Consider the following 17,732-nt stretch of genomic DNA (forward strand, 5'->3'; position numbering starts at 1 on the left):
TATGAGGATAAAAGTAGAAGATCTTGTCAATAGCGGATTTAAATTAATTGCAGGGGACAACGGAATCAGCAAAGAAATTGAGGGGGTGTATATATGCGACCTTTTAAGTTGGGTTATGGCTCATGCAAAAGCAAAAAGCGCTTGGATAACAATTCAAACTCATATAAATATTGTAGCAGTGGCTTTGCTGGCAGAAATAAGTTGCATAATAATTCCCGAAAATGCGAAATTAGATGAGGAAGCCAAGAGGAAAGCCGATGAGGAGGGCATCCCTATATTAAGTTTTTCAGGAACTTCTTATGAAGCAGCAATAACTTTGTACGAGATGATGAAGTGATGCTTTACTATGATTTGCACATTCATACAGCGCTATCTCCTTGTGCTTCTGATGATATGACTCCTAACAATATTGTCAATATGGCTTCTATAAAAGGACTTGATGTAATAGCTATAACAGATCATAACAGTGCAAAAAATGTAAAAGCTGTGTATAATCTTGGATTAAAAAAAGGCTTAATAGTAGTTCCTGGTATAGAGGTACAGACAAGAGAAGAGGTTCACATACTTTGTTATTTTTATTCAGTAGATGAATGTATAAAATTTAGTGAAATTATTAACAAAAATTTGATAAAAATTAAAAACAAAAAAACAATCTTTGGGAATCAATTTGTAATGAATGAAGAAGATAACATAGCAGAGGAAATAGATTACTCATTGTTAGTTTCTTCTAATTTAAGTGTTAATGAAATTTTCGACTACATGGAGGGCAGGGGGGTAGCGGTCCCTGCCCATGTGGATCGATATTCCTATAGTATTATATCAAATCTTGGTTTTATTCCGAATATTAAAAATTTAATTACAATCGAGGTATCGAAAGCCATCAGAAAAGAAAATTTTTTACACTCATATCCCGAATATAAAAAATATAAAATTATAAGGTCTTCAGATGCTCATTATTTAGGAGATATTTCTGAAAGAGAAGAATTCTTACTGTGCGGGTCTGAATTAAAAAGTATTGTAGACTGGCTAAGAGGTTATTGATTTTTCCTATAATCCTACTAAATTAGTTGGACTTATTAGAAAATAAAAATTTTTTATAAAAAATTGTTAAAGTTTTAATAAAGTTATGATATAATATTGACAAAGAATGCACAAAAAATTTATATGAGATAAGCTATATGAAATTTTAATTCACAAGGAGGGAAATAAATGGATGCTTTGTGCCAAAAATTCGGTGAAGAGAAAGTAGAGAGGTTTAAAAAGGCTTTGGAGGAATTAAAAAATATCCCTGGTTCGTTGATAGCAATTATGAATGAGGCTCAGGAAATTTTTGGATATCTTCCTATTGAAGTTCAACTTTATATTTCAAAAGAAATGAATGTGCCTTTAACAGAAATATTTGGAATAGCTACTTTTTATTCAAGGTTTACTTTAAAGCCTTCGGGTAAATACAAGATCAATTTGTGTATGGGAACAGCTTGTTATGTAAGAGGAGCTGCAATGGTACTGGAAAAAATAAAAGAAAAATTGGGAATAGAAGTAGGTGAAGCAACTGAAGACGGGAAATTTTCTTTAGAACCTACTAGGTGTCTTGGAGCTTGCGGATTGGCTCCTGTTATGATGATAAATGGTGAAGTTTTTGGAAGACTAACTCCTGATGATGTGGATGAAATATTAAGTAAATTTGAGTAAGAGTTTGATTGTTATGAAAGAATTAGCACTTTATATATTAGATTTGTCACAAAATAGCATAAGAGCGGGAGCTAAAAATATTTGTATTGAAATAAATATAGATACTTCAAAAGATATGCTTAAAGTGTCTATAGAAGATGATGGATGTGGAATGAAGGAGGAATTATTAAAAAAAGTCACAGACCCTTTTGTAACTACAAGGAAGGAAAGAAAAGTAGGGCTTGGGATTCCGCTCTTTAAGGAGCTTGTCCAGCAGTGTGAAGGGAATTTTGAGATTTTTTCTGAAGAAGGAAAAGGAACAAAAATAATGGGTACTTTTAAACTTTCCAGTGTAGACCTTGTTCCACTAGGAGATATAGCGTCAACAATTGTTTCGGTGATATTATCTGCTCCAGAAGTGGATATTGTATACAAATACAACAAAGATAACCATGAATTTTTGTTTGACACTAAAGAACTTAAAAAAATACTAAAGGGTGTCAATATAAATGACATCAAGGTGTTGAACTGGATAAAAGAATATATAAATGAGAATATGAAAGGTGATATGGAGGTGGAATAATGAAATCTATAGAGGAATTGGAAAAAATCAGAAAAGAAACATTAGAAAGAATCAATTTGAGAAAGGATAGGTCAGGTGTAAGAATTGCTGTTGGTATGGCTACTTGCGGTATTGCAGCAGGAGCGAGACCTGTCATGATGGCGATATTGGATGAACTTAGCAAGAGAAATGTCACGGATGTAATTGTTACAGAGACAGGGTGTATAGGTATGTGTAAATTAGAACCAATTGTAGATGTTTATGTTCCCGGCCAAGAGAAAGTGACTTACGTAAAGGTTGATGAGAAAAAGGCAAGGCAAATAGTTGCTGAACATGTTATAAATGGCCATCCAATCAGAGAATGGACTATTGAAAATTACGAATAGAGGAGGGGAAATAGTATGCTTTATAGGTCACACGTAATGGTATGTGGTGGTACCGGATGTACATCTTCAGATTCTGATAAAGTAGCAGAGCGTTTTACAGAGGAAATAAAAAAGGCTGGTCTAGATAAAGAAGTATTAGTTGTAAGAACTGGATGCTTTGGCCTTTGCGAATTGGGACCAGTTGTTGTAGTGTATCCTGAAGGAGTTTTTTATAGCAGAGTTAAACCTGACTATGTTCCGGAAATTGTGGAAGAGCACCTGCTAAAAGGAAGACCTGTTAAGAAATATCTCTATGGAGAAAGCGTGACAGAAAGAGAGATTAAGCCATTGGAAGAGACTCCTTTCTTTAGAAAGCAAAAGAGAATTGCTCTTAGAAATTGTGGTATTATCAACCCTGAAGATATAAGAGAAGCAATTGCTTTTGATGGATATAGGGCTTTAGCAAAGGTTCTTACTCAAATGACACCAAAAGAGGTTATCGAAGAAGTCAAAAAATCTGGCTTAAGGGGTAGAGGCGGCGGTGGATTCCCGACAGGTGTGAAATGGGAATTTGCTTATAACCAAAAAGAAACTCCAAAGTATGTAGTTTGCAACGCTGATGAAGGGGACCCTGGTGCTTTTATGGATAGAAGCATATTAGAAGGAGACCCCCACAGTGTTATAGAGGCTATGGCAATAGCAGGATACGCAATTGGAGCAAACTATGGCTACATCTACGTAAGGGCAGAGTATCCTTTGGCAGTAAAAAGGCTTAAGATTGCTATTGAACAGGCTAGAGAATATGGCCTTTTAGGAAAAGACATATTTGGTACAGGTTTTGATTTTGACATTGAAATAAGGTTAGGAGCAGGCGCTTTTGTCTGTGGAGAAGAGACTGCGCTTTTAAATTCAGTAATGGGAAGAAGAGGCGAACCAAGGCCAAGACCACCATTTCCTGCTGTAAAGGGTGTATGGAGCAAACCTACAATTATTAATAACGTAGAGACATTCGCTAATATTCCGCCAATTATACTAAATGGTGCGGAGTGGTTTTCAAGCATAGGTACTGAAAAATCGAAAGGAACAAAGGTTTTTGCCCTGACCGGTAAGGTAAACAATACAGGTCTTATTGAAGTTCCAATGGGGACCACTTTAAGAGAAATTATATACGAAATAGGTGGAGGAATACCTAACGGAAAGAAATTTAAAGCTGCTCAAACTGGAGGACCTTCAGGTGGCTGCATTCCTGCAGAGCATTTAGATACACCAATAGATTACGATTCCTTAATAAATGTAGGTTCTATGATGGGTTCAGGTGGACTTGTTGTAATGGATGAAGACACTTGTATGGTCAATGTTGCAAAATTCTTCCTTGAGTTTACAGTTGATGAGTCCTGCGGTAAATGTGCGCCTTGTAGGATTGGCACAAAAAGAATGCTGGAGCTTTTAGAAAAGATAACTTCTGGTAAAGGTGAAGAAGGAGACATTGAAAAGTTGGAGGAACTTGCGAAAACCATTAAAGCGACAGCTTTGTGCGGCCTTGGACAAACAGCCCCAAATCCGGTTTTATCTACAATTAGATATTTCAGAGATGAATATGAGGCGCATATAAAAGAGAAAAAATGCCCAGCTGGCGTATGCCAAGCCCTCTTAAGATTTTATATTGACCCCGATAAGTGTAAAGGCTGTGGAATTTGTGCTAAAAATTGTCCTGTCAATGCTATTTCTGGAAAACCAAGGCAGCCTTATGTGATTGACCAAGACAAATGTATAAAGTGCGGCACATGCATTGAAAAATGTCCATTTGGCGCAATCTACAAAAAATAATTGAAGGAAGGAGTGTAAAAGATGGACAAAGTTCGTGTTACGATAGATGGCATCACTGTGGAAGTTCCCTCCCATTATACCGTATTGGAAGCAGCAAAAGAAGCAGGAATAGATATCCCCACACTGTGTTACCTCAAGGAAATCAACCAAATTGGCGCTTGCCGTATATGTGTAGTTGAAATAGAGGGAGTTAGAAATTTACAAACCTCCTGCACTTATCCGGTATTTGATGGCATGAAAGTGTATACAAATACAGCTAAAATAAGAGAAGCGCGGAAATTAAATCTTGAGCTTATACTTTCAAATCATGATAGAAGTTGTTTGACTTGTATTAGAAATACTAACTGTGAGCTTCAATCATTGTCTAAAAAATTAGGAGTAAATGAAATAAGGTTTGAAGGGGAAAATATAAAGTATTCTATAGATAATGCTTCTCCTGCTATAGTTCGAGATCCAAATAAGTGTGTACTTTGTAGAAGATGTGTAGCAGTATGTTCAGAAGTGCAAAACGTATTTGCCATTGGAATGGTAAATAGAGGATTTAAAACAATGGTAGCACCTTCTTTTGGGAGAAGTTTAAAAGATTCCCCTTGTATAAGTTGTGGACAGTGTATTGAGGTATGTCCTGTTGGAGCTATATATGAAAAAGACCATACAAAAAGAGTTTATGAAGCTTTAGCTGATGAGAAAAAATATGTAGTAGCTCAAACAGCTCCAGCAGTAAGAGTAGCATTAGGTGAAGAGTTTGGTATGCCTATAGGAAGTATCGTTACTGGAAAAATGGTAGCAGCTTTGAAGAGGATGGGTTTTGACGCGGTATTTGATACGGATTTTGCGGCGGACTTGACTATAATGGAAGAAGGCTCGGAACTTCTTGAAAGGCTTAAAAATGGTGGAAAACTTCCTATGATAACTTCCTGTAGTCCTGGTTGGATAGCTTTCTGTGAAAAATATTATCCAGAATTTATAGATAATCTTTCAACTTGTAAGTCTCCTCACATGATGATGGGGGCATTAGTAAAGAGTTATTATGCAGAAAAGGAAGGGCTTAATCCTGAGGATATATATGTGGTATCAATTATGCCATGTACTGCTAAAAAACTAGAGATTGAAAGACCAGAAATGCAGCATAATGGAATAAAAGATGTAGATGCTGTCCTTACCACAAGAGAATTGGCGAGAATGATAAAAGAAATGGGCATCGACTTTGTAAATCTTCCTGATGAAGAATATGATGAACCTCTTGGAATGTCCACTGGCGCTGGAGTGATATTCGGAGCTACAGGTGGAGTTATGGAGGCAGCTTTAAGGACAGTTGCAGATATTGTAGAAGGAAGGGAATTAGACAAGGTTGACTTTGAAGAAGTGAGAGGCTTAGAAGGGGTAAGAGAAGCTACCATAAAAATAGATGGTATGGACATAAAAGTTGCCATAGCAAATGGTACAGGAAATGCTAAAAAACTTCTTGACAAAATAAAGGCTGGTGAAGTTGAGTACCACTTCATAGAGGTAATGGGTTGCCCAGGAGGATGCATAATGGGAGGCGGTCAGCCGATTCACAATCCAAATGAAATGGGAAAAGTAAAAGAATTAAGAGCAAAAGCCATTTATGAAGCTGATAAAAGCTTACCCATAAGAAAATCTCACAAAAATCCTGCAATACAAAAACTTTATGAAGAATTTTTGGGAAGTCCTTTAAGTGAGAAGTCTCATCATTTACTTCACACTCACTATTCCAAGAAGGAATTGTATCCTTTGGTGAGATAAGCTTAATCAAAAGTAAAGCTTCCAATATATTATTGGGAGCTTTACCATTTTTTATTTTTAAAGTTAGTTATAGAAATGTATATAATTTATGATATAATAAAAAAGAATAGTAATTTATGATGCTATTAGAACTTAAGGAGTGAAAGAAATTGAGAAGAGGTAAGAGTCCATATACATTGGTGTTTTTACTCATTGTCGGCCTAATTTTAGGAGAATTCTTAGGAGATCTGCTTGCACATTTTTTTAAAGAATTAGCTTATTATCAAATAATAGGCATGGACAATCCACTTACTTTGAACTTGAGTTTTATTAGGTTTTCTTTTCAGTTATCTCTTAAAATAAATATAGGAACAGTTGTAGGATTAGTTCTTGCAATTTACGCTTATTACAAAATGTAGGTGATAAGATGAAAATTGTCCTTGCTTCTAAATCGCCAAGGAGAAGAGAGTTACTTTCAAATTTAGGACTTGACTTTGAAGTGGTAGAAAGTAATGTAAAAGAGTTTTCAAGAGAAAAGCAGCCTTCAAGATATGTCATGGATTTATCTTTTAATAAAGCTATGTCGGTTGCTAAAAAATTAAGTGAAGAAGCTATAGTGATAGGTGCTGATACCGTTGTAGTAATTGGAGATAAAATTTTAGGAAAGCCAAAGGATAGAAATGAAGCTTATGTTATGCTTAAAAAGTTACAGGGAAAAGCTCATACAGTATATACAGGAATTACTATCGTCAGAACTTACGATTTTAAATATGTAAGCGATTTTGAAAAGACAAAAGTTTGGATTAGAAAATTACAAGATGAGGAAATTTTTAATTATATCGATACTGGCGAAGTTTATGATAAAGCTGGGGCATATGCTATACAAGGAGTGGGTGCTCTTATTGTTGAGAAAATTGAAGGAGATTATTTTAATGTGGTAGGTCTTCCAATTTCAAAACTTTTTGATATTTTAAAAAGAGAGTTTGATGTGAGGTTACTTTGAAAGGGTGAAGGGGTTGGGCAAGGATGCAAAAATCATGATAAAAGACTTGCCTTATGAAGAAAGACCTAGAGAAAGACTTATAAAACATGGTGCTCAGGTATTGTCAAATGCCGAGTTGATAGCTATAATAATAGGGACAGGAAGTAAAAGAGAAAGTGCTATTACTTTAGCACAAAGGCTTATAATGGAAGATAAAGGGCTTAAATTCATTGTAGATTCAAGTGTAGAAAAGCTTGCTAGCATAAAGGGAATTGGTATAGCTAAGGCAGTAAAGCTAAAAGCTGCAGTAGAATTAGGACGTCGAATGATGTTATCTACAGGAAGCGATAGTTTTACAATAACATCGCCAGAAGATGTCATAAGTTTAATGATGGATGAAATGAGGTATTTGACAAAAGAATATTTTAAAGTGATAATGCTTAATGTAAAGAATAAAGTTATTGCGATAGAGACTATTTCTATAGGAAGTCTAAATACTTCCATTGTACATCCGAGAGAAGTATTTAAGGCAGCAATTGAAAGGTCTTGTTCCTCTATAATTTTAGTTCACAATCATCCAAGTGGAGACCCTACTCCTAGCAGAGAAGACATAGAAGTGACAAAAAGGTTAGTAGAAGGAGGAAATATATTGGGTATAAAGGTGTTAGATCATGTTATAATTGGAGACGGAAGAGGTATAAGCCTTAAAGAAAAAGGGTATTATGAGTTTGAATAAAATAGGAAGGAGTATACGCAGATGAGAGGATTTTCCAGAGATATTGGAATTGATTTGGGTACTGCTACAACCTTGGTGTATGTACAAGGTAAAGGAATTGTTTTAAGAGAACCTTCAGTAGTAGCTATAAGAACTGATTCCAATGCAATTCTTGCAGTTGGAGAAGAAGCAAAAAAGATGGTAGGGAGAACTCCTGGAAATATAATCGCTATAAGGCCTATGAGAGATGGTGTAATAGCCGATTTTGATATAACTAAAGCTATGTTGGATCACTTTATAAGTAAAGTTAATCCAAGAAAGGGGTTATTTAGGCCTAGAGTTATAGTTGGTATACCTTCTGGAGTTACAGAAGTAGAGAAAAGAGCAGTAATTGAAGCAGCTTTACAAGCAGGGGCGAAAGAAGCTCATACAGTAGAAGAGCCTATGGCTGCAGCAATTGGAGCAGGCCTTCCTGTTGAAGAACCGACTGGTAGCATGGTGGTGGACATAGGCGGTGGTACGACAGATGTGGCTGTAATTTCCCTTGGGGGAATTGTTACCAACAAGTCTTTAAGAGTCGGCGGAGACGAGATGGACGAAGCTATAATAAATTATATAAAAAGAGAGTATAACCTCATGATAGGAGAAAGGACTGCAGAAGAGATAAAAATACAAATTGGTTCAGCTTTTCCAAAACCAAAAGAGGAGACTATGGACATAAGAGGAAGAGATTTAGTGTCTGGCCTTCCTAAAACATTAAAGATTTCTTCAACAGAGATTTTAGAAGCATTAAAAGATCCGATATCCAGCATCATTGAAGCTATAAAGATGACACTTGAAAAGACTCCACCAGAGCTTGCAGCAGATATCATGGACAGGGGAATTATGTTAACAGGCGGAGGTGCTCTTTTAAGCGGAATAGATAAGCTCATAAGAGAGGAAACAGGAATGCCTGTGCAAATAGCTGATCAGCCGACAGATTGTGTGGCACTTGGGGCAGGAAAAATTTTAGAAGAAAGTTCCCTCTTTAGAAGGGTTTTAAGCCCGGCAAGTAGAGCTTGAGAGGTGTTATTGGCGTGCCACGTTTTTTTAGGAATAAGCAATTTATTTTGGTTTTTTTTATAGCCGTGGCGCTGATTGCCGCCATGGCTTATACTTATGATGCCCAAAGATATGCTACTAAAGCAGAATCTATAGTTGGAACTGTTTTTACTCCTTTTCAAAAGGTTTTCTATCAACTGGGAGAAGGAATTTCTAATTTTTTTTCTTCAATTGGTGAAATAGGTACTTTAAGGGCAACAAATGAAAAACTTAAAAAAGAAGTAGAAAAACTAAGAAAAGAAAATATTCAATTACAGGAATTGATGAACGAAAATAAAAGGCTTAAAGAAGCTTTAAATTTTAAAACAGAAAATGTTGAATTAGATTTAAAACTCGCTACTATAACAGGAAAAAATCCAGGAAATTGGTTTAATACTTTTACTATTGATAAAGGGAAAAATGAGGGTATTAAACCCGGTATGGCAGTTTTAGACGAAAAAGGAAATATGATAGGACAGATTACAGAGGTAGGAGACAAATGGGCAAAGGTTTTAGCCATTATAGATAGAAATAGTTCTGTAAGCGCTGTAGCTGTACGAACTCGTGATAATGGTGTTGTAAGAGGAGATTCAAACGGTGGACTTATCATGATTTATCTCCCCTTGGATGCTGAATTAATAGAAGGTGATGTAGTAACTACTTCTAGTATGAGTAGATTTCCCAAAGGGTTGATAATAGGAAAAGTATCAAAAGTTACTCGAGACCCAGGTTCTTTGTTAAAACAAGCTGTCATAGAACCTGCTGCTGATTTTGAAAGACTGGAATATGTTTTTGTAGTTACTAATATGACAGGGATGTAGGTTATTATGAGGAAAATATATAAATATTTATTGCTTGCTTTGTTAATTGTTTTACAATCAACTTTATTTAGATTTATAGATATCTTTGGCGTCAAACCAGATGCAGTTTTTATGGTAGTTTTAAGTTTTTCACTTTTAAATGGTCCTTGGGAAGCCGTTTATTTAAGTCTTTTTGCTGGGATTATTCAGGATATTCTTTTTAATAATGCTTTAGGGGTTACTACTTTTTCTTTATTAATTGTAAGTTACCTCACAGGACTTTTAAGTAAAAGTGTTTTTAAAGAAAGTTCTTTTGTAGCTTTTGTGTTTGTATTTTTAGGAACTCTTCTTTATAATCTTATCACCATGTTTTCAATGGTTTTGATGAAATATCAGTTTAATTTCTTATTAGATTTTGTGAATATTGCGATGATACAGGCGCTTTATAATTCTATAATTACTGTTTTTGTTTATAAATATCTAGTTTCTTTTAACATCTATGTTACTAAAAATAAAGTGAAATTTTTTAAAAAAAGCAAATTTTGAAGGTGATATCTTTGAATGAGAGCCTTAAAAGAAAATTTTATACCTTTGGAGCCATTATCATTGCCCTTTTTGTCGTTTTAGTTTTCCGCTTAGTTTATTTGCAGCTGATAAAAGGCGACTATTATAGAGAAATGTCAATTCGGCAAGCAATTAGACTCATACCTATTGATGCTCCACGTGGTGAAATTGTTGATAGGTATGGAGTAAAGTTAGCTACAAACAGGCCAAGTTTTTCTGTAAATATTATAAAAGGAGAAGTGGTAGATAGTCACCTTAACGAGACTATACTAAAATTAATGGATATTTTGACGAAAAACAATGTAAAATATAAAGACGATTTGCCTATCTATTTAGATGAAAATGGGAGGCCTTATTTCAATTTTAAAAATTCAGATGAAGTATCAGTAAAAGAAGAAACTTTGAAAGCTAGAGAAAAAGCCTGGAAAAAAGCTAATAACATACCTGAAAATGCTACTGCTCAAGAGGCATGGGATATTTTAACAAAAAAATTTAAAATATCTAAGGATATGGATCCAATAAAAGCTAGAAAAATAATGGTTGTACGCCAATTAATGGAAGAACAAGGATATAATCAATATCAGCCAGTAGAAATAGCTGTGGATGTTGACCAAAAAACGATTGCTGAGATTGAGGAAAGACATTTAGAATTGCCGGGAATTATGATAAATGTAAAACCTGTTAGGTATTATCCTTATAAAACACTATTATCCCAAACTTTAGGCTATATTGGTCGAATTACTCACGAAGATTTAAAAAATTTGGATATGACCAAGTATAAGCTTACAGATTTGGTTGGACATTCTGGACTTGAGGCATTGTATGAAAAGTATTTAAGAGGAAAAGATGGTGGTCAGCAAGTTGTAGTAGATAATTATGGGAGATTAATAGAAAATTTAGGGACAGAGCAGCCTGTACCAGGTAGTACAATATTTTTAACTATTGACAAAAATATTCAAGAGGCGGCAGAACAATCTCTTATTACAACTATGCAAAATATAAAAGAAGGGAAATATGGTGAATCTTTTCCTGCTAATATTGGAGCAGCAGTTGTTGTAGATGTACACACAGGAAAAGTTTTAGCATTAGCCAATATCCCTGGTTATGATCCAAACATTTTTGCTACGGGCAATCCTCCGAAAGATGTAATAAATGAGCTTTTTAAATCAAGGGATACTACTATTGATCCGAGTCCTATTTTTAATTATGCAGCTCAAGGTGCCGTACCTCCAGGATCTATTTTCAAAATGGTTGTTGCATTTGCAGCTTTAGATACTGGAGTTACAACAGTTGATGAGAAATATTTAGATCCAGGAATATATCCTTATACAGGACAACGTAACTGGGCATGGCCCAGGACACAAGGTTGGGTGAATGTATCTGATGCAATTAAATATTCTACTAATACCTATTTTTTTGAAATGGGAAGACGAATGGGAATAGATAAAATAGTTGAATATGCAAAAAAATTTGGATTAGACCAAAAAACAGGAATAGAACTGTATGAAACAAAAGGTGTTATTGCAAGTCCACAATATAAAAAAGAATATTATCTTGGTTTGATAAAATCAATGGTGAAATCAGATAAAAATCCAGATGGAGTTATAACAGAGGAACAGTATCAAAAAATTATAGAAATCATTGAAAAAGAAAATTTAAGTGACTATAATACTTTTTTACAGTTAGAAAAGATGGGGATAAAAGATACAAAGCTTCAAAGAAAATTATGGGAAATAATGTATTATGCAAAACATTGGAGCTTGGCAGAAACTTGTAGTGCGGCGATAGGACAAGGAGATAATCAATTTACTCCTTTACAAATTGCCAGTTATGTGTCTACATTAATAAATGGGGGAATTAGATATAGACTTCATTTAGTTGATAAAATTGTGTCTCCCGATGGGAAAATTGTGGAAGAAACAAAGCCAGAAGTTTTAGAGAGAATTGATATTCCGAAAGAATATCTCGATGCTATAAAGTTAGGTATGAAAGAAGTAACAGAATTAGGGGGTACTGCAAGCAGTGCTTTTCGTAATTTTCCTATTCCTGTAGGAGGCAAGACAGGTACCGCAGAGGCAATTGGAAAGGCTAATTATGCTTGGTTTGTTGGTTTTGCTCCTTATGATGACCCACAAATAGTTGTGGTTGTGGTTATATACCAAGGAGGACATGGTTCTTACGCTGGTTATGTAGCGAGAGATATTTTTAATGTTTATTTTGGATTGAGCAAAGATAATACAGGTGAAACCTTCAATGTGATAAATTTGCCTATAAGATGATTTTGGGTGGGGATATTTTATCCTCTTTTTTCTTATAATCTAAGAAGGAAAATTGCGATTTGTGGCGAATATAGATAGTAATGAGGGTTTTACGGAGGTAGACTATGATAAAAGAACCAATAAAAATTCAAGGGACAAGAGAAGGGCTGGTAATTGTTTTAGAAGAGGATGTAGATATTGAAATCCTAAAAGAGAAAATAGTGAATCGAATTGAGAAATCTCTCAGGTTTTTTGAGGGCGCAACTCTTACTGTAAGAGTAAAAAGTTTAAAAGTCAAAGAAGAAAAATTACAACAATTAAAAGACTTTATTTTTGATAAATACGGTATTGAGGTGAGAATAAAAAATTTTCAAGAAAAATATATAAAAAATGTGACAGATGACGAAATATTTAATGGGTTAGAAGAGGGGATAACAAAATTTTATAAAGGTACTGTCAGATCTGGGCAAGTTGTGAAATACCATGGTAATCTTGTTATAATTGGGGATGTAAATCCTGGAGGATTGGTACAAGCAGCTGGCAATATTATTGTTATGGGGACGTTAAGAGGAATAGCTCACGCGGGATTTACTGGCAATAAGGAGGCTGTAATCGTAGCTTCTTCCCTAAGAGCAATGCAGCTTAGAATAGCTAATGTTATTTCTAGGGCTCCAGATAAAGATGATGGCAGTGATTATCCTGAAATTGCAGTTGTTAAAAAAGGCAAAATTATTGTAAAGCCTCTTTACCATCTCTATGATTTATGGTAAAATATTCTAAAAAATAATATTAATGGAATGGAGTGGTACGATGAGCGAAGCAATAGTTATAACTTCAGGAAAAGGTGGAGTTGGAAAGACTACTTCTACTGCGAATATTGGTACATACCTTGCTATGAAAGGTTATAAAGTTGTTTTAGTCGATACTGATATAGGCTTGAGAAATCTTGATGTGGTAATGGGGTTAGAAAATAGAATTGTGTATGATATTGTTGATGTAGTAGAGGGACAGTGTAGGTTAAAGCAAGCTTTGATAAAGGATAAAAGGTTTGATGGGCTATATCTTTTACCTGCTGCCCAAACAAGGGATAAATCGGCTGTTACTCCGGAACAAATGCAAAAATTAATCGGAGATTTAAAAGAGGAATTTGACTATATACTAGTAGATTGTCCTGCAGGCATTGAACAGGGATTTAAAAATGCAATTGCCGGTGCTGATAGAGCTATTGTCATAACTACTCCAGAAGTTTCGGCAGTTAGAGATGCTGATAGAATTATAGGACTTTTGGAGGCAGCAGAACTTCATAATCCTATGTTAGTTATAAACAGGATTAAGATGGATATGGTAAAAAGAGGAGATATGATGGATATTGAAGATATTATAGATATTTTAGCTATTGACCTTTTAGGTGTTATTCCTGATGATGAAAATATAATTATTTCTTCCAATAAAGGTGAACCGATTGTTATGGATGAGAGGTCATTAGCAGGACAAGCCTATAGAAATTTGGTGGAAAGACTTTTGGGAAATAATGTGCCTTTAATCAACCTTGATATAGGAAATGGGTTTATGGATAGACTTAAAAAGCTTTTTAAGCTGGCTTAGTGCTTTTGGGAGGTGTGATTGGTGGATTTATTTAAATCTTTTGGAGGAAAAAACAACAGTAAAAATATAGCAAAAGAAAGGTTACAACTTCTATTAGTGCATGATAGGGCGGATGTTTCTCCTAAATTTTTAGAAATGATGAAAGAAGACATATTAAATGTCATTTCTAATTACGTAGATATTGATGAAACAGGATTAAATGTAGAAATTACAAAAGAAAAAAGAAGTGATAATACCTATATACCTGCTCTTCATGCGAATATTCCTATAAAGAAAATGAAACAGGTGATAAGATAACTGGCCTTGAGCCAGTTTTTTTTGTATAGTGAAAATTTCATTTGTATGGTATAATACAAGTTGAATTGCTGAAAAGAGGGGATTAAAATGTTTGATAAAAAGCTTTTAAAAAACTTTGACTGGGGACTTTTGATTGTTGTACTTTTAATATGTGTATATAGTATTATTGTTGTGACAAGTGCCTCTCACACACTTCAAACAGGCTCTTACAGAAAAGTTATTGTCCAAGCGCTGGCAATTTTAATGGGACTTATTTCTATCCTCCTAATATGTCTTTTTGATTATAATACTTTTGCTAAATTTTCTACTTTTATATATATTCTAAACCTTTTAGGCCTTGTATTAGTTTTAACCATAGGAAAAGTAAGTAAGGGTGCACAAAGCTGGATAAGTTTAGGACCTGTAGATATTCAGCCTTCTGAATTTTCTAAGTTAGCATTAGTGCTAACTTTAGCAAATATGTTTAGCAAGATGGAAGAAATAAAGACTTTTAAAGAACTTTTGTGGCCAATAGCTTATTTAGGGATTCCTTTTGTTGCGGTGATGCTGCAGCCAGATTTAGGGACAGCCCTTGTATTTATTGCAATTTTTTTAGCAATAGTATATGTCTCTGGGATAAGGACAAAGGTATTGGCACAGCTTTTTGCTTTAGGAGTTGTTATGCTACCTATTGGCTACAAACTTTTAAAACCATACCAAAGAAATAGACTTTTATCCTTTTTAAATCCAGAACTGGACCCAATGGGAACCGGTTATCATTTGATACAATCTAAAATTGCCATCGGTTCTGGAATGTTTTGGGGAAAGGGGCTTTTTCATGGAAGCCAAACTCAGCTCTATTATCTTCCCGAAGCGTGGACAGACTTTATTTTTTCTGTCGTAGGGGAAGAATTAGGGTTTATCGGAGCATCTACACTGATAGTTCTCTATGCGATTATGTTGTATAAAGCTTGGAAGATTGCTTATAATGCTAAGGACAAATATGGAATGCTAGTGGCAGTAGGAATTATTGCTATGTTTACATTTCACATTTTTGAAAATATAGGGATGACTATTGGAATAATGCCAATCACAGGTATTCCTCTTCCTTTTATGAGCTATGGTGGAAGTGCAATGGTGGCAGATTTAATGGCTATAGGGCTTTTGGAAAATATAAGCATGAGAAGGCAAAAGATAAACTTTTAGGGGGAATTTCCATGAATATAGCTTTGATAGCCCACGACCAAAAAAAAGAACTTATGGTGAATTTTGCAATTGCTTATAAGCATATCTTTGAAAAGTGTAATATATACGCAACAGGCCATACAGGACAACTTATCAAAGAAGCCACAGGCCTAAAGGTAAATTATCTTTTACCTGGCCCTCTTGGTGGAGATCAACAAATTGGTGCAATGATAGCTGAAAATAAAATTGATATGGTGATTTTTTTAAGAGATCCACTTACGGCTCAGCCCCATGAACCAGATATTTTAGCTTTGCTTAGAGTTTGTGATGTGCATTCTATTCCATTGGCGACTAATATTGCTACTGCAGAAGTTTTATTGAAGGGAATGGAGCAAGGACTTTTAGAGTGGAGAGAAATAGTAGAATAAAAATAATTTATCATAATAATGCCTCCTTCAAAATAAAATGTAACATAGAAGGAGGCTATATATCATGAAATACCAACGAATTCCTTATTATTTTCCCAAAAAATTTAGCACTTACAAAAAGTATGTAGAGCTATTTGAAAATCAATTAATTATTTCATTAGTTTTGTTAGGAATGATTTTGCTTTTTAAAGCGGTTGACGTTCCTATAGCCACTTCTTTTGTAAATTTTACTAAAAGTGTGCTAAGTTATGATATGAATTACGAAAACACAAAGAAAGGTTTAAAATTAGTTCAAAGCAAGATTCCTTGGCTTAAAGAAAGTGTGATAAAAGTTTTTTCTCCCACTGAAGAAAAAATTTCGGAGAATAAAACTTCTTCTGATGTTTCCCAGGCTTCTATCAAAATGATTGCCCCTGTTACTGGAAAGATAACCTCTGGCTTTGGAATGAGGGCAGACCCTATTACAAACCAATTGACAAATCACACTGGTATTGATATAGATGCTCCTATTGGAACAGAAGTGAAAGCAGCATTGGATGGGGTAGTAATGTTAGTAGATGAGCAAAACCAATATTTAGGGAAAGTCATAGTTATAAGGCATGCTAACGATGTAAGAACCGTCTACGCTCATTTATCAGAAATTTTAGTAAATGCGGAAGACCAAGTAAAACAAGGGGATATAATTGGGAAGACGGGCGATACTGGCAAAACTACTGCTCCTCATTTACATTTTGAAGTTTGGGAAAATGGCAAGCCAGTAGACCCCTTGACAAAGGTTGTGATAGGGGATGCTGCCAGTGAAGACGCAAAATGAAATTTAGAGGAATCCAAGTAAGAATACATTTCTCTACTTTTGCATTTGCATTACTTTTAATTGCGGCGGGGTTTGTAAAAGAATTAATTGCTATTTTTGTTACAGTTTTTGTCCACGAAGGGGGACACATTTATATTGCCAAGAAATTAAAGGTAGAGGTGTTACAAGTCAATATCTATCCTTTTGGAGGAATTGCTCTTTTGGACAGCGTAGTCTTTATAAGGCCGGACTTGGAAGTGTTAGTCGCACTGGCAGGACCTATGTCCAATATTTTTTTTGCGTTTTTTGGTGAATTTATTTCACAAGTTTTACAAATAGAAATGGATTATTTTATAAAAACTAATATTGTAATGGCTTTTTTTAATCTGCTGCCAGGACTTCCATTAGATGGGGGACGGGTTTTGAAAAGTGTTTTGTCGTATTTTATTAGTCTAAGAAGCGCTATTACGGTTGCTGTTTTTTCTTCCTATGCTATTTCTCTCGTTATGTTATATCTTGTTCTAAAAGGAATATTTAATTGGAAGATAGATGTTGTTTATGCTTTTTTATCAGTATTATTAGTAGTCGCAGCAAATAAAGAGAAAAAGGCATCAGTTTTTTTGCAAATGAGAGATCTTTTTATGAAAAAAGCAGAGTTTTATAAAAAAGGTTTAATGGGAGTACATCATATAGCCGTATTAGAAAATGAGATGATTGGAAATGTAATAAAAAGTTTTATACCCGCTAAATACCATGTTATAATAATATTAGACGATAAATTTAGGGAAAAATATAGAATAACCGAGACTCAGCTTTTTGAATATGCGACAGAGCATGGATTGTATTTACCAATTGGCAAAATTATAAAATAACTA

General features: G+C 34.6%; 21 protein-coding genes. All 21 read left to right on the forward strand.

Annotated elements, in window-relative coordinates; translation table 11 throughout:
• Nucleotide 1: 1 nt before the first annotated feature.
• The 21 genes from TMATH_RS04320 to TMATH_RS04420 all read left to right on the forward strand — a co-directional run bounded on the left by TMATH_RS04320 (nt 2) and on the right by TMATH_RS04420 (nt 17,729).
• Complete coding sequence (locus tag TMATH_RS04320) at nt 2–337, forward strand: DRTGG domain-containing protein (RefSeq protein WP_012994907.1); 336 nt, start codon at nt 2–4, stop codon at nt 335–337.
• Nucleotides 334–1,041: a PHP domain-containing protein gene (locus tag TMATH_RS04325; RefSeq protein ID WP_198002298.1), complete on the forward strand. Its 708-nt coding sequence runs from the start codon at nt 334–336 to the stop codon at nt 1,039–1,041. The genes TMATH_RS04320 and TMATH_RS04325 overlap by 4 nt, the downstream gene beginning before the upstream one ends.
• A gap of 168 nt (nt 1,042–1,209) precedes the next feature.
• On the forward strand, nt 1,210–1,692 hold the full coding sequence (locus tag TMATH_RS04330) for an NADH-quinone oxidoreductase subunit NuoE family protein (RefSeq protein WP_013150115.1): 483 nt from the start codon (nt 1,210–1,212) through the stop codon (nt 1,690–1,692).
• Nucleotides 1,693–1,705: 13 nt separating this feature from the next.
• Nucleotides 1,706–2,254 carry an ATP-binding protein gene (locus TMATH_RS04335; protein WP_013150116.1) on the forward strand — a complete coding sequence of 183 codons (549 nt, stop codon included), beginning with the start codon at nt 1,706–1,708 and terminating at the stop codon, nt 2,252–2,254.
• The gene (locus TMATH_RS04340) at nt 2,254–2,619 is read left to right on the forward strand and encodes a (2Fe-2S) ferredoxin domain-containing protein (protein WP_012994911.1); all 366 of its coding nucleotides are present in this window, start codon (nt 2,254–2,256) and stop codon (nt 2,617–2,619) included. Before TMATH_RS04335 ends, TMATH_RS04340 begins: the two co-directional genes overlap by 1 nt.
• 15 nt (nt 2,620–2,634) lie before the next feature.
• Nucleotides 2,635–4,425 (forward strand): NADH-quinone oxidoreductase subunit NuoF, encoded by a 1,791-nt coding sequence (nuoF, locus tag TMATH_RS04345; protein WP_012994912.1) that lies wholly within the window; start codon nt 2,635–2,637, stop codon nt 4,423–4,425.
• Between the two features lie 21 nt (nt 4,426–4,446).
• Nucleotides 4,447–6,192: an NADH-dependent [FeFe] hydrogenase, group A6 gene (locus tag TMATH_RS04350; RefSeq protein WP_013150117.1), complete on the forward strand. Its 1,746-nt coding sequence runs from the start codon at nt 4,447–4,449 to the stop codon at nt 6,190–6,192.
• Nucleotides 6,193–6,341: 149 nt separating this feature from the next.
• Nucleotides 6,342–6,590: a DUF4321 domain-containing protein gene (locus TMATH_RS04355; RefSeq protein WP_013150118.1), complete on the forward strand. Its 249-nt coding sequence runs from the start codon at nt 6,342–6,344 to the stop codon at nt 6,588–6,590.
• 8 nt (nt 6,591–6,598) lie between these two features.
• Nucleotides 6,599–7,174 carry a nucleoside triphosphate pyrophosphatase gene (locus tag TMATH_RS04360; RefSeq protein WP_013150119.1) on the forward strand — a complete coding sequence of 192 codons (576 nt, stop codon included), beginning with the start codon at nt 6,599–6,601 and terminating at the stop codon, nt 7,172–7,174.
• A 34-nt stretch (nt 7,175–7,208) separates the two neighbouring features.
• A complete protein-coding gene (gene radC, locus TMATH_RS04365) occupies nt 7,209–7,889 on the forward strand; it encodes a RadC family protein (protein ID WP_012994916.1) in 681 nt (226 codons plus the stop codon).
• A 21-nt stretch (nt 7,890–7,910) separates the two neighbouring features.
• The gene (locus TMATH_RS04370) at nt 7,911–8,930 is read left to right on the forward strand and encodes a rod shape-determining protein (protein WP_012994917.1); all 1,020 of its coding nucleotides are present in this window, start codon (nt 7,911–7,913) and stop codon (nt 8,928–8,930) included.
• A 14-nt stretch (nt 8,931–8,944) separates the two neighbouring features.
• On the forward strand, nt 8,945–9,769 hold the full coding sequence (gene mreC / locus TMATH_RS04375) for a rod shape-determining protein MreC (protein ID WP_041591637.1): 825 nt from the start codon (nt 8,945–8,947) through the stop codon (nt 9,767–9,769).
• Nucleotides 9,770–9,775: 6 nt separating this feature from the next.
• Entirely contained in the window at nt 9,776–10,294 is a 519-nt protein-coding gene (gene mreD, locus TMATH_RS04380; protein ID WP_013150121.1) for a rod shape-determining protein MreD, read from the forward strand.
• Entirely contained in the window at nt 10,291–12,591 is a 2,301-nt protein-coding gene (locus tag TMATH_RS04385) for a penicillin-binding protein 2 (protein WP_013150122.1), read from the forward strand. The genes mreD and TMATH_RS04385 overlap by 4 nt, the downstream gene beginning before the upstream one ends.
• 104 nt (nt 12,592–12,695) lie before the next feature.
• Nucleotides 12,696–13,340 carry a septum site-determining protein MinC gene (minC, locus tag TMATH_RS04390; RefSeq protein ID WP_012994921.1) on the forward strand — a complete coding sequence of 215 codons (645 nt, stop codon included), beginning with the start codon at nt 12,696–12,698 and terminating at the stop codon, nt 13,338–13,340.
• A gap of 40 nt (nt 13,341–13,380) precedes the next feature.
• The gene (gene minD, locus TMATH_RS04395) at nt 13,381–14,175 is read left to right on the forward strand and encodes a septum site-determining protein MinD (protein ID WP_013150123.1); all 795 of its coding nucleotides are present in this window, start codon (nt 13,381–13,383) and stop codon (nt 14,173–14,175) included.
• A gap of 21 nt (nt 14,176–14,196) precedes the next feature.
• The gene (gene minE / locus TMATH_RS04400; RefSeq protein ID WP_012994923.1) at nt 14,197–14,472 is read left to right on the forward strand and encodes a cell division topological specificity factor MinE; all 276 of its coding nucleotides are present in this window, start codon (nt 14,197–14,199) and stop codon (nt 14,470–14,472) included.
• A gap of 87 nt (nt 14,473–14,559) precedes the next feature.
• Entirely contained in the window at nt 14,560–15,657 is a 1,098-nt protein-coding gene (gene rodA, locus TMATH_RS04405; protein WP_013150124.1) for a rod shape-determining protein RodA, read from the forward strand.
• A gap of 11 nt (nt 15,658–15,668) precedes the next feature.
• Nucleotides 15,669–16,064: a methylglyoxal synthase gene (mgsA, locus tag TMATH_RS04410; protein ID WP_013150125.1), complete on the forward strand. Its 396-nt coding sequence runs from the start codon at nt 15,669–15,671 to the stop codon at nt 16,062–16,064.
• Nucleotides 16,065–16,128: 64 nt separating this feature from the next.
• Complete coding sequence (locus TMATH_RS04415) at nt 16,129–16,878, forward strand: M23 family metallopeptidase (protein WP_013150126.1); 750 nt, start codon at nt 16,129–16,131, stop codon at nt 16,876–16,878.
• Entirely contained in the window at nt 16,875–17,729 is an 855-nt protein-coding gene (locus tag TMATH_RS04420; protein ID WP_013150127.1) for a M50 family metallopeptidase, read from the forward strand. Before TMATH_RS04415 ends, TMATH_RS04420 begins: the two co-directional genes overlap by 4 nt.
• Nucleotides 17,730–17,732: the final 3 nt, after the last annotated feature.

Origin of the sequence: Thermoanaerobacter mathranii subsp. mathranii str. A3 (genome assembly GCF_000092965.1) — a bacterium.
GTDB classification, from domain to species: domain Bacteria; phylum Bacillota; class Thermoanaerobacteria; order Thermoanaerobacterales; family Thermoanaerobacteraceae; genus Thermoanaerobacter; species Thermoanaerobacter thermocopriae.

What these genes read in the sequence shown, in the direction of transcription:
- TMATH_RS04320 (WP_012994907.1), top strand. Translation starts at nt 2, where the DNA reads ATGAGGATAAAAGTAGAAGATCTTGTCAATAGCGGATTTAAATTAATT.
- TMATH_RS04330 (WP_013150115.1), top strand. Translation starts at nt 1,210, where the DNA reads ATGGATGCTTTGTGCCAAAAATTCGGTGAAGAGAAAGTAGAGAGGTTT.
- TMATH_RS04335 (WP_013150116.1), top strand. Translation starts at nt 1,706, where the DNA reads ATGAAAGAATTAGCACTTTATATATTAGATTTGTCACAAAATAGCATA.
- TMATH_RS04340 (WP_012994911.1), top strand. Translation starts at nt 2,254, where the DNA reads ATGAAATCTATAGAGGAATTGGAAAAAATCAGAAAAGAAACATTAGAA.
- nuoF (WP_012994912.1), top strand. Translation starts at nt 2,635, where the DNA reads ATGCTTTATAGGTCACACGTAATGGTATGTGGTGGTACCGGATGTACA.
- TMATH_RS04350 (WP_013150117.1), top strand. Translation starts at nt 4,447, where the DNA reads ATGGACAAAGTTCGTGTTACGATAGATGGCATCACTGTGGAAGTTCCC.
- TMATH_RS04360 (WP_013150119.1), top strand. Translation starts at nt 6,599, where the DNA reads ATGAAAATTGTCCTTGCTTCTAAATCGCCAAGGAGAAGAGAGTTACTT.
- radC (WP_012994916.1), top strand. Translation starts at nt 7,209, where the DNA reads ATGATAAAAGACTTGCCTTATGAAGAAAGACCTAGAGAAAGACTTATA.
- TMATH_RS04370 (WP_012994917.1), top strand. Translation starts at nt 7,911, where the DNA reads ATGAGAGGATTTTCCAGAGATATTGGAATTGATTTGGGTACTGCTACA.
- mreD (WP_013150121.1), top strand. Translation starts at nt 9,776, where the DNA reads ATGAGGAAAATATATAAATATTTATTGCTTGCTTTGTTAATTGTTTTA.
- minC (WP_012994921.1), top strand. Translation starts at nt 12,696, where the DNA reads ATGATAAAAGAACCAATAAAAATTCAAGGGACAAGAGAAGGGCTGGTA.
- minD (WP_013150123.1), top strand. Translation starts at nt 13,381, where the DNA reads ATGAGCGAAGCAATAGTTATAACTTCAGGAAAAGGTGGAGTTGGAAAG.
- rodA (WP_013150124.1), top strand. Translation starts at nt 14,560, where the DNA reads ATGTTTGATAAAAAGCTTTTAAAAAACTTTGACTGGGGACTTTTGATT.
- mgsA (WP_013150125.1), top strand. Translation starts at nt 15,669, where the DNA reads ATGAATATAGCTTTGATAGCCCACGACCAAAAAAAAGAACTTATGGTG.
- TMATH_RS04415 (WP_013150126.1), top strand. Translation starts at nt 16,129, where the DNA reads ATGAAATACCAACGAATTCCTTATTATTTTCCCAAAAAATTTAGCACT.
- TMATH_RS04420 (WP_013150127.1), top strand. Translation starts at nt 16,875, where the DNA reads ATGAAATTTAGAGGAATCCAAGTAAGAATACATTTCTCTACTTTTGCA.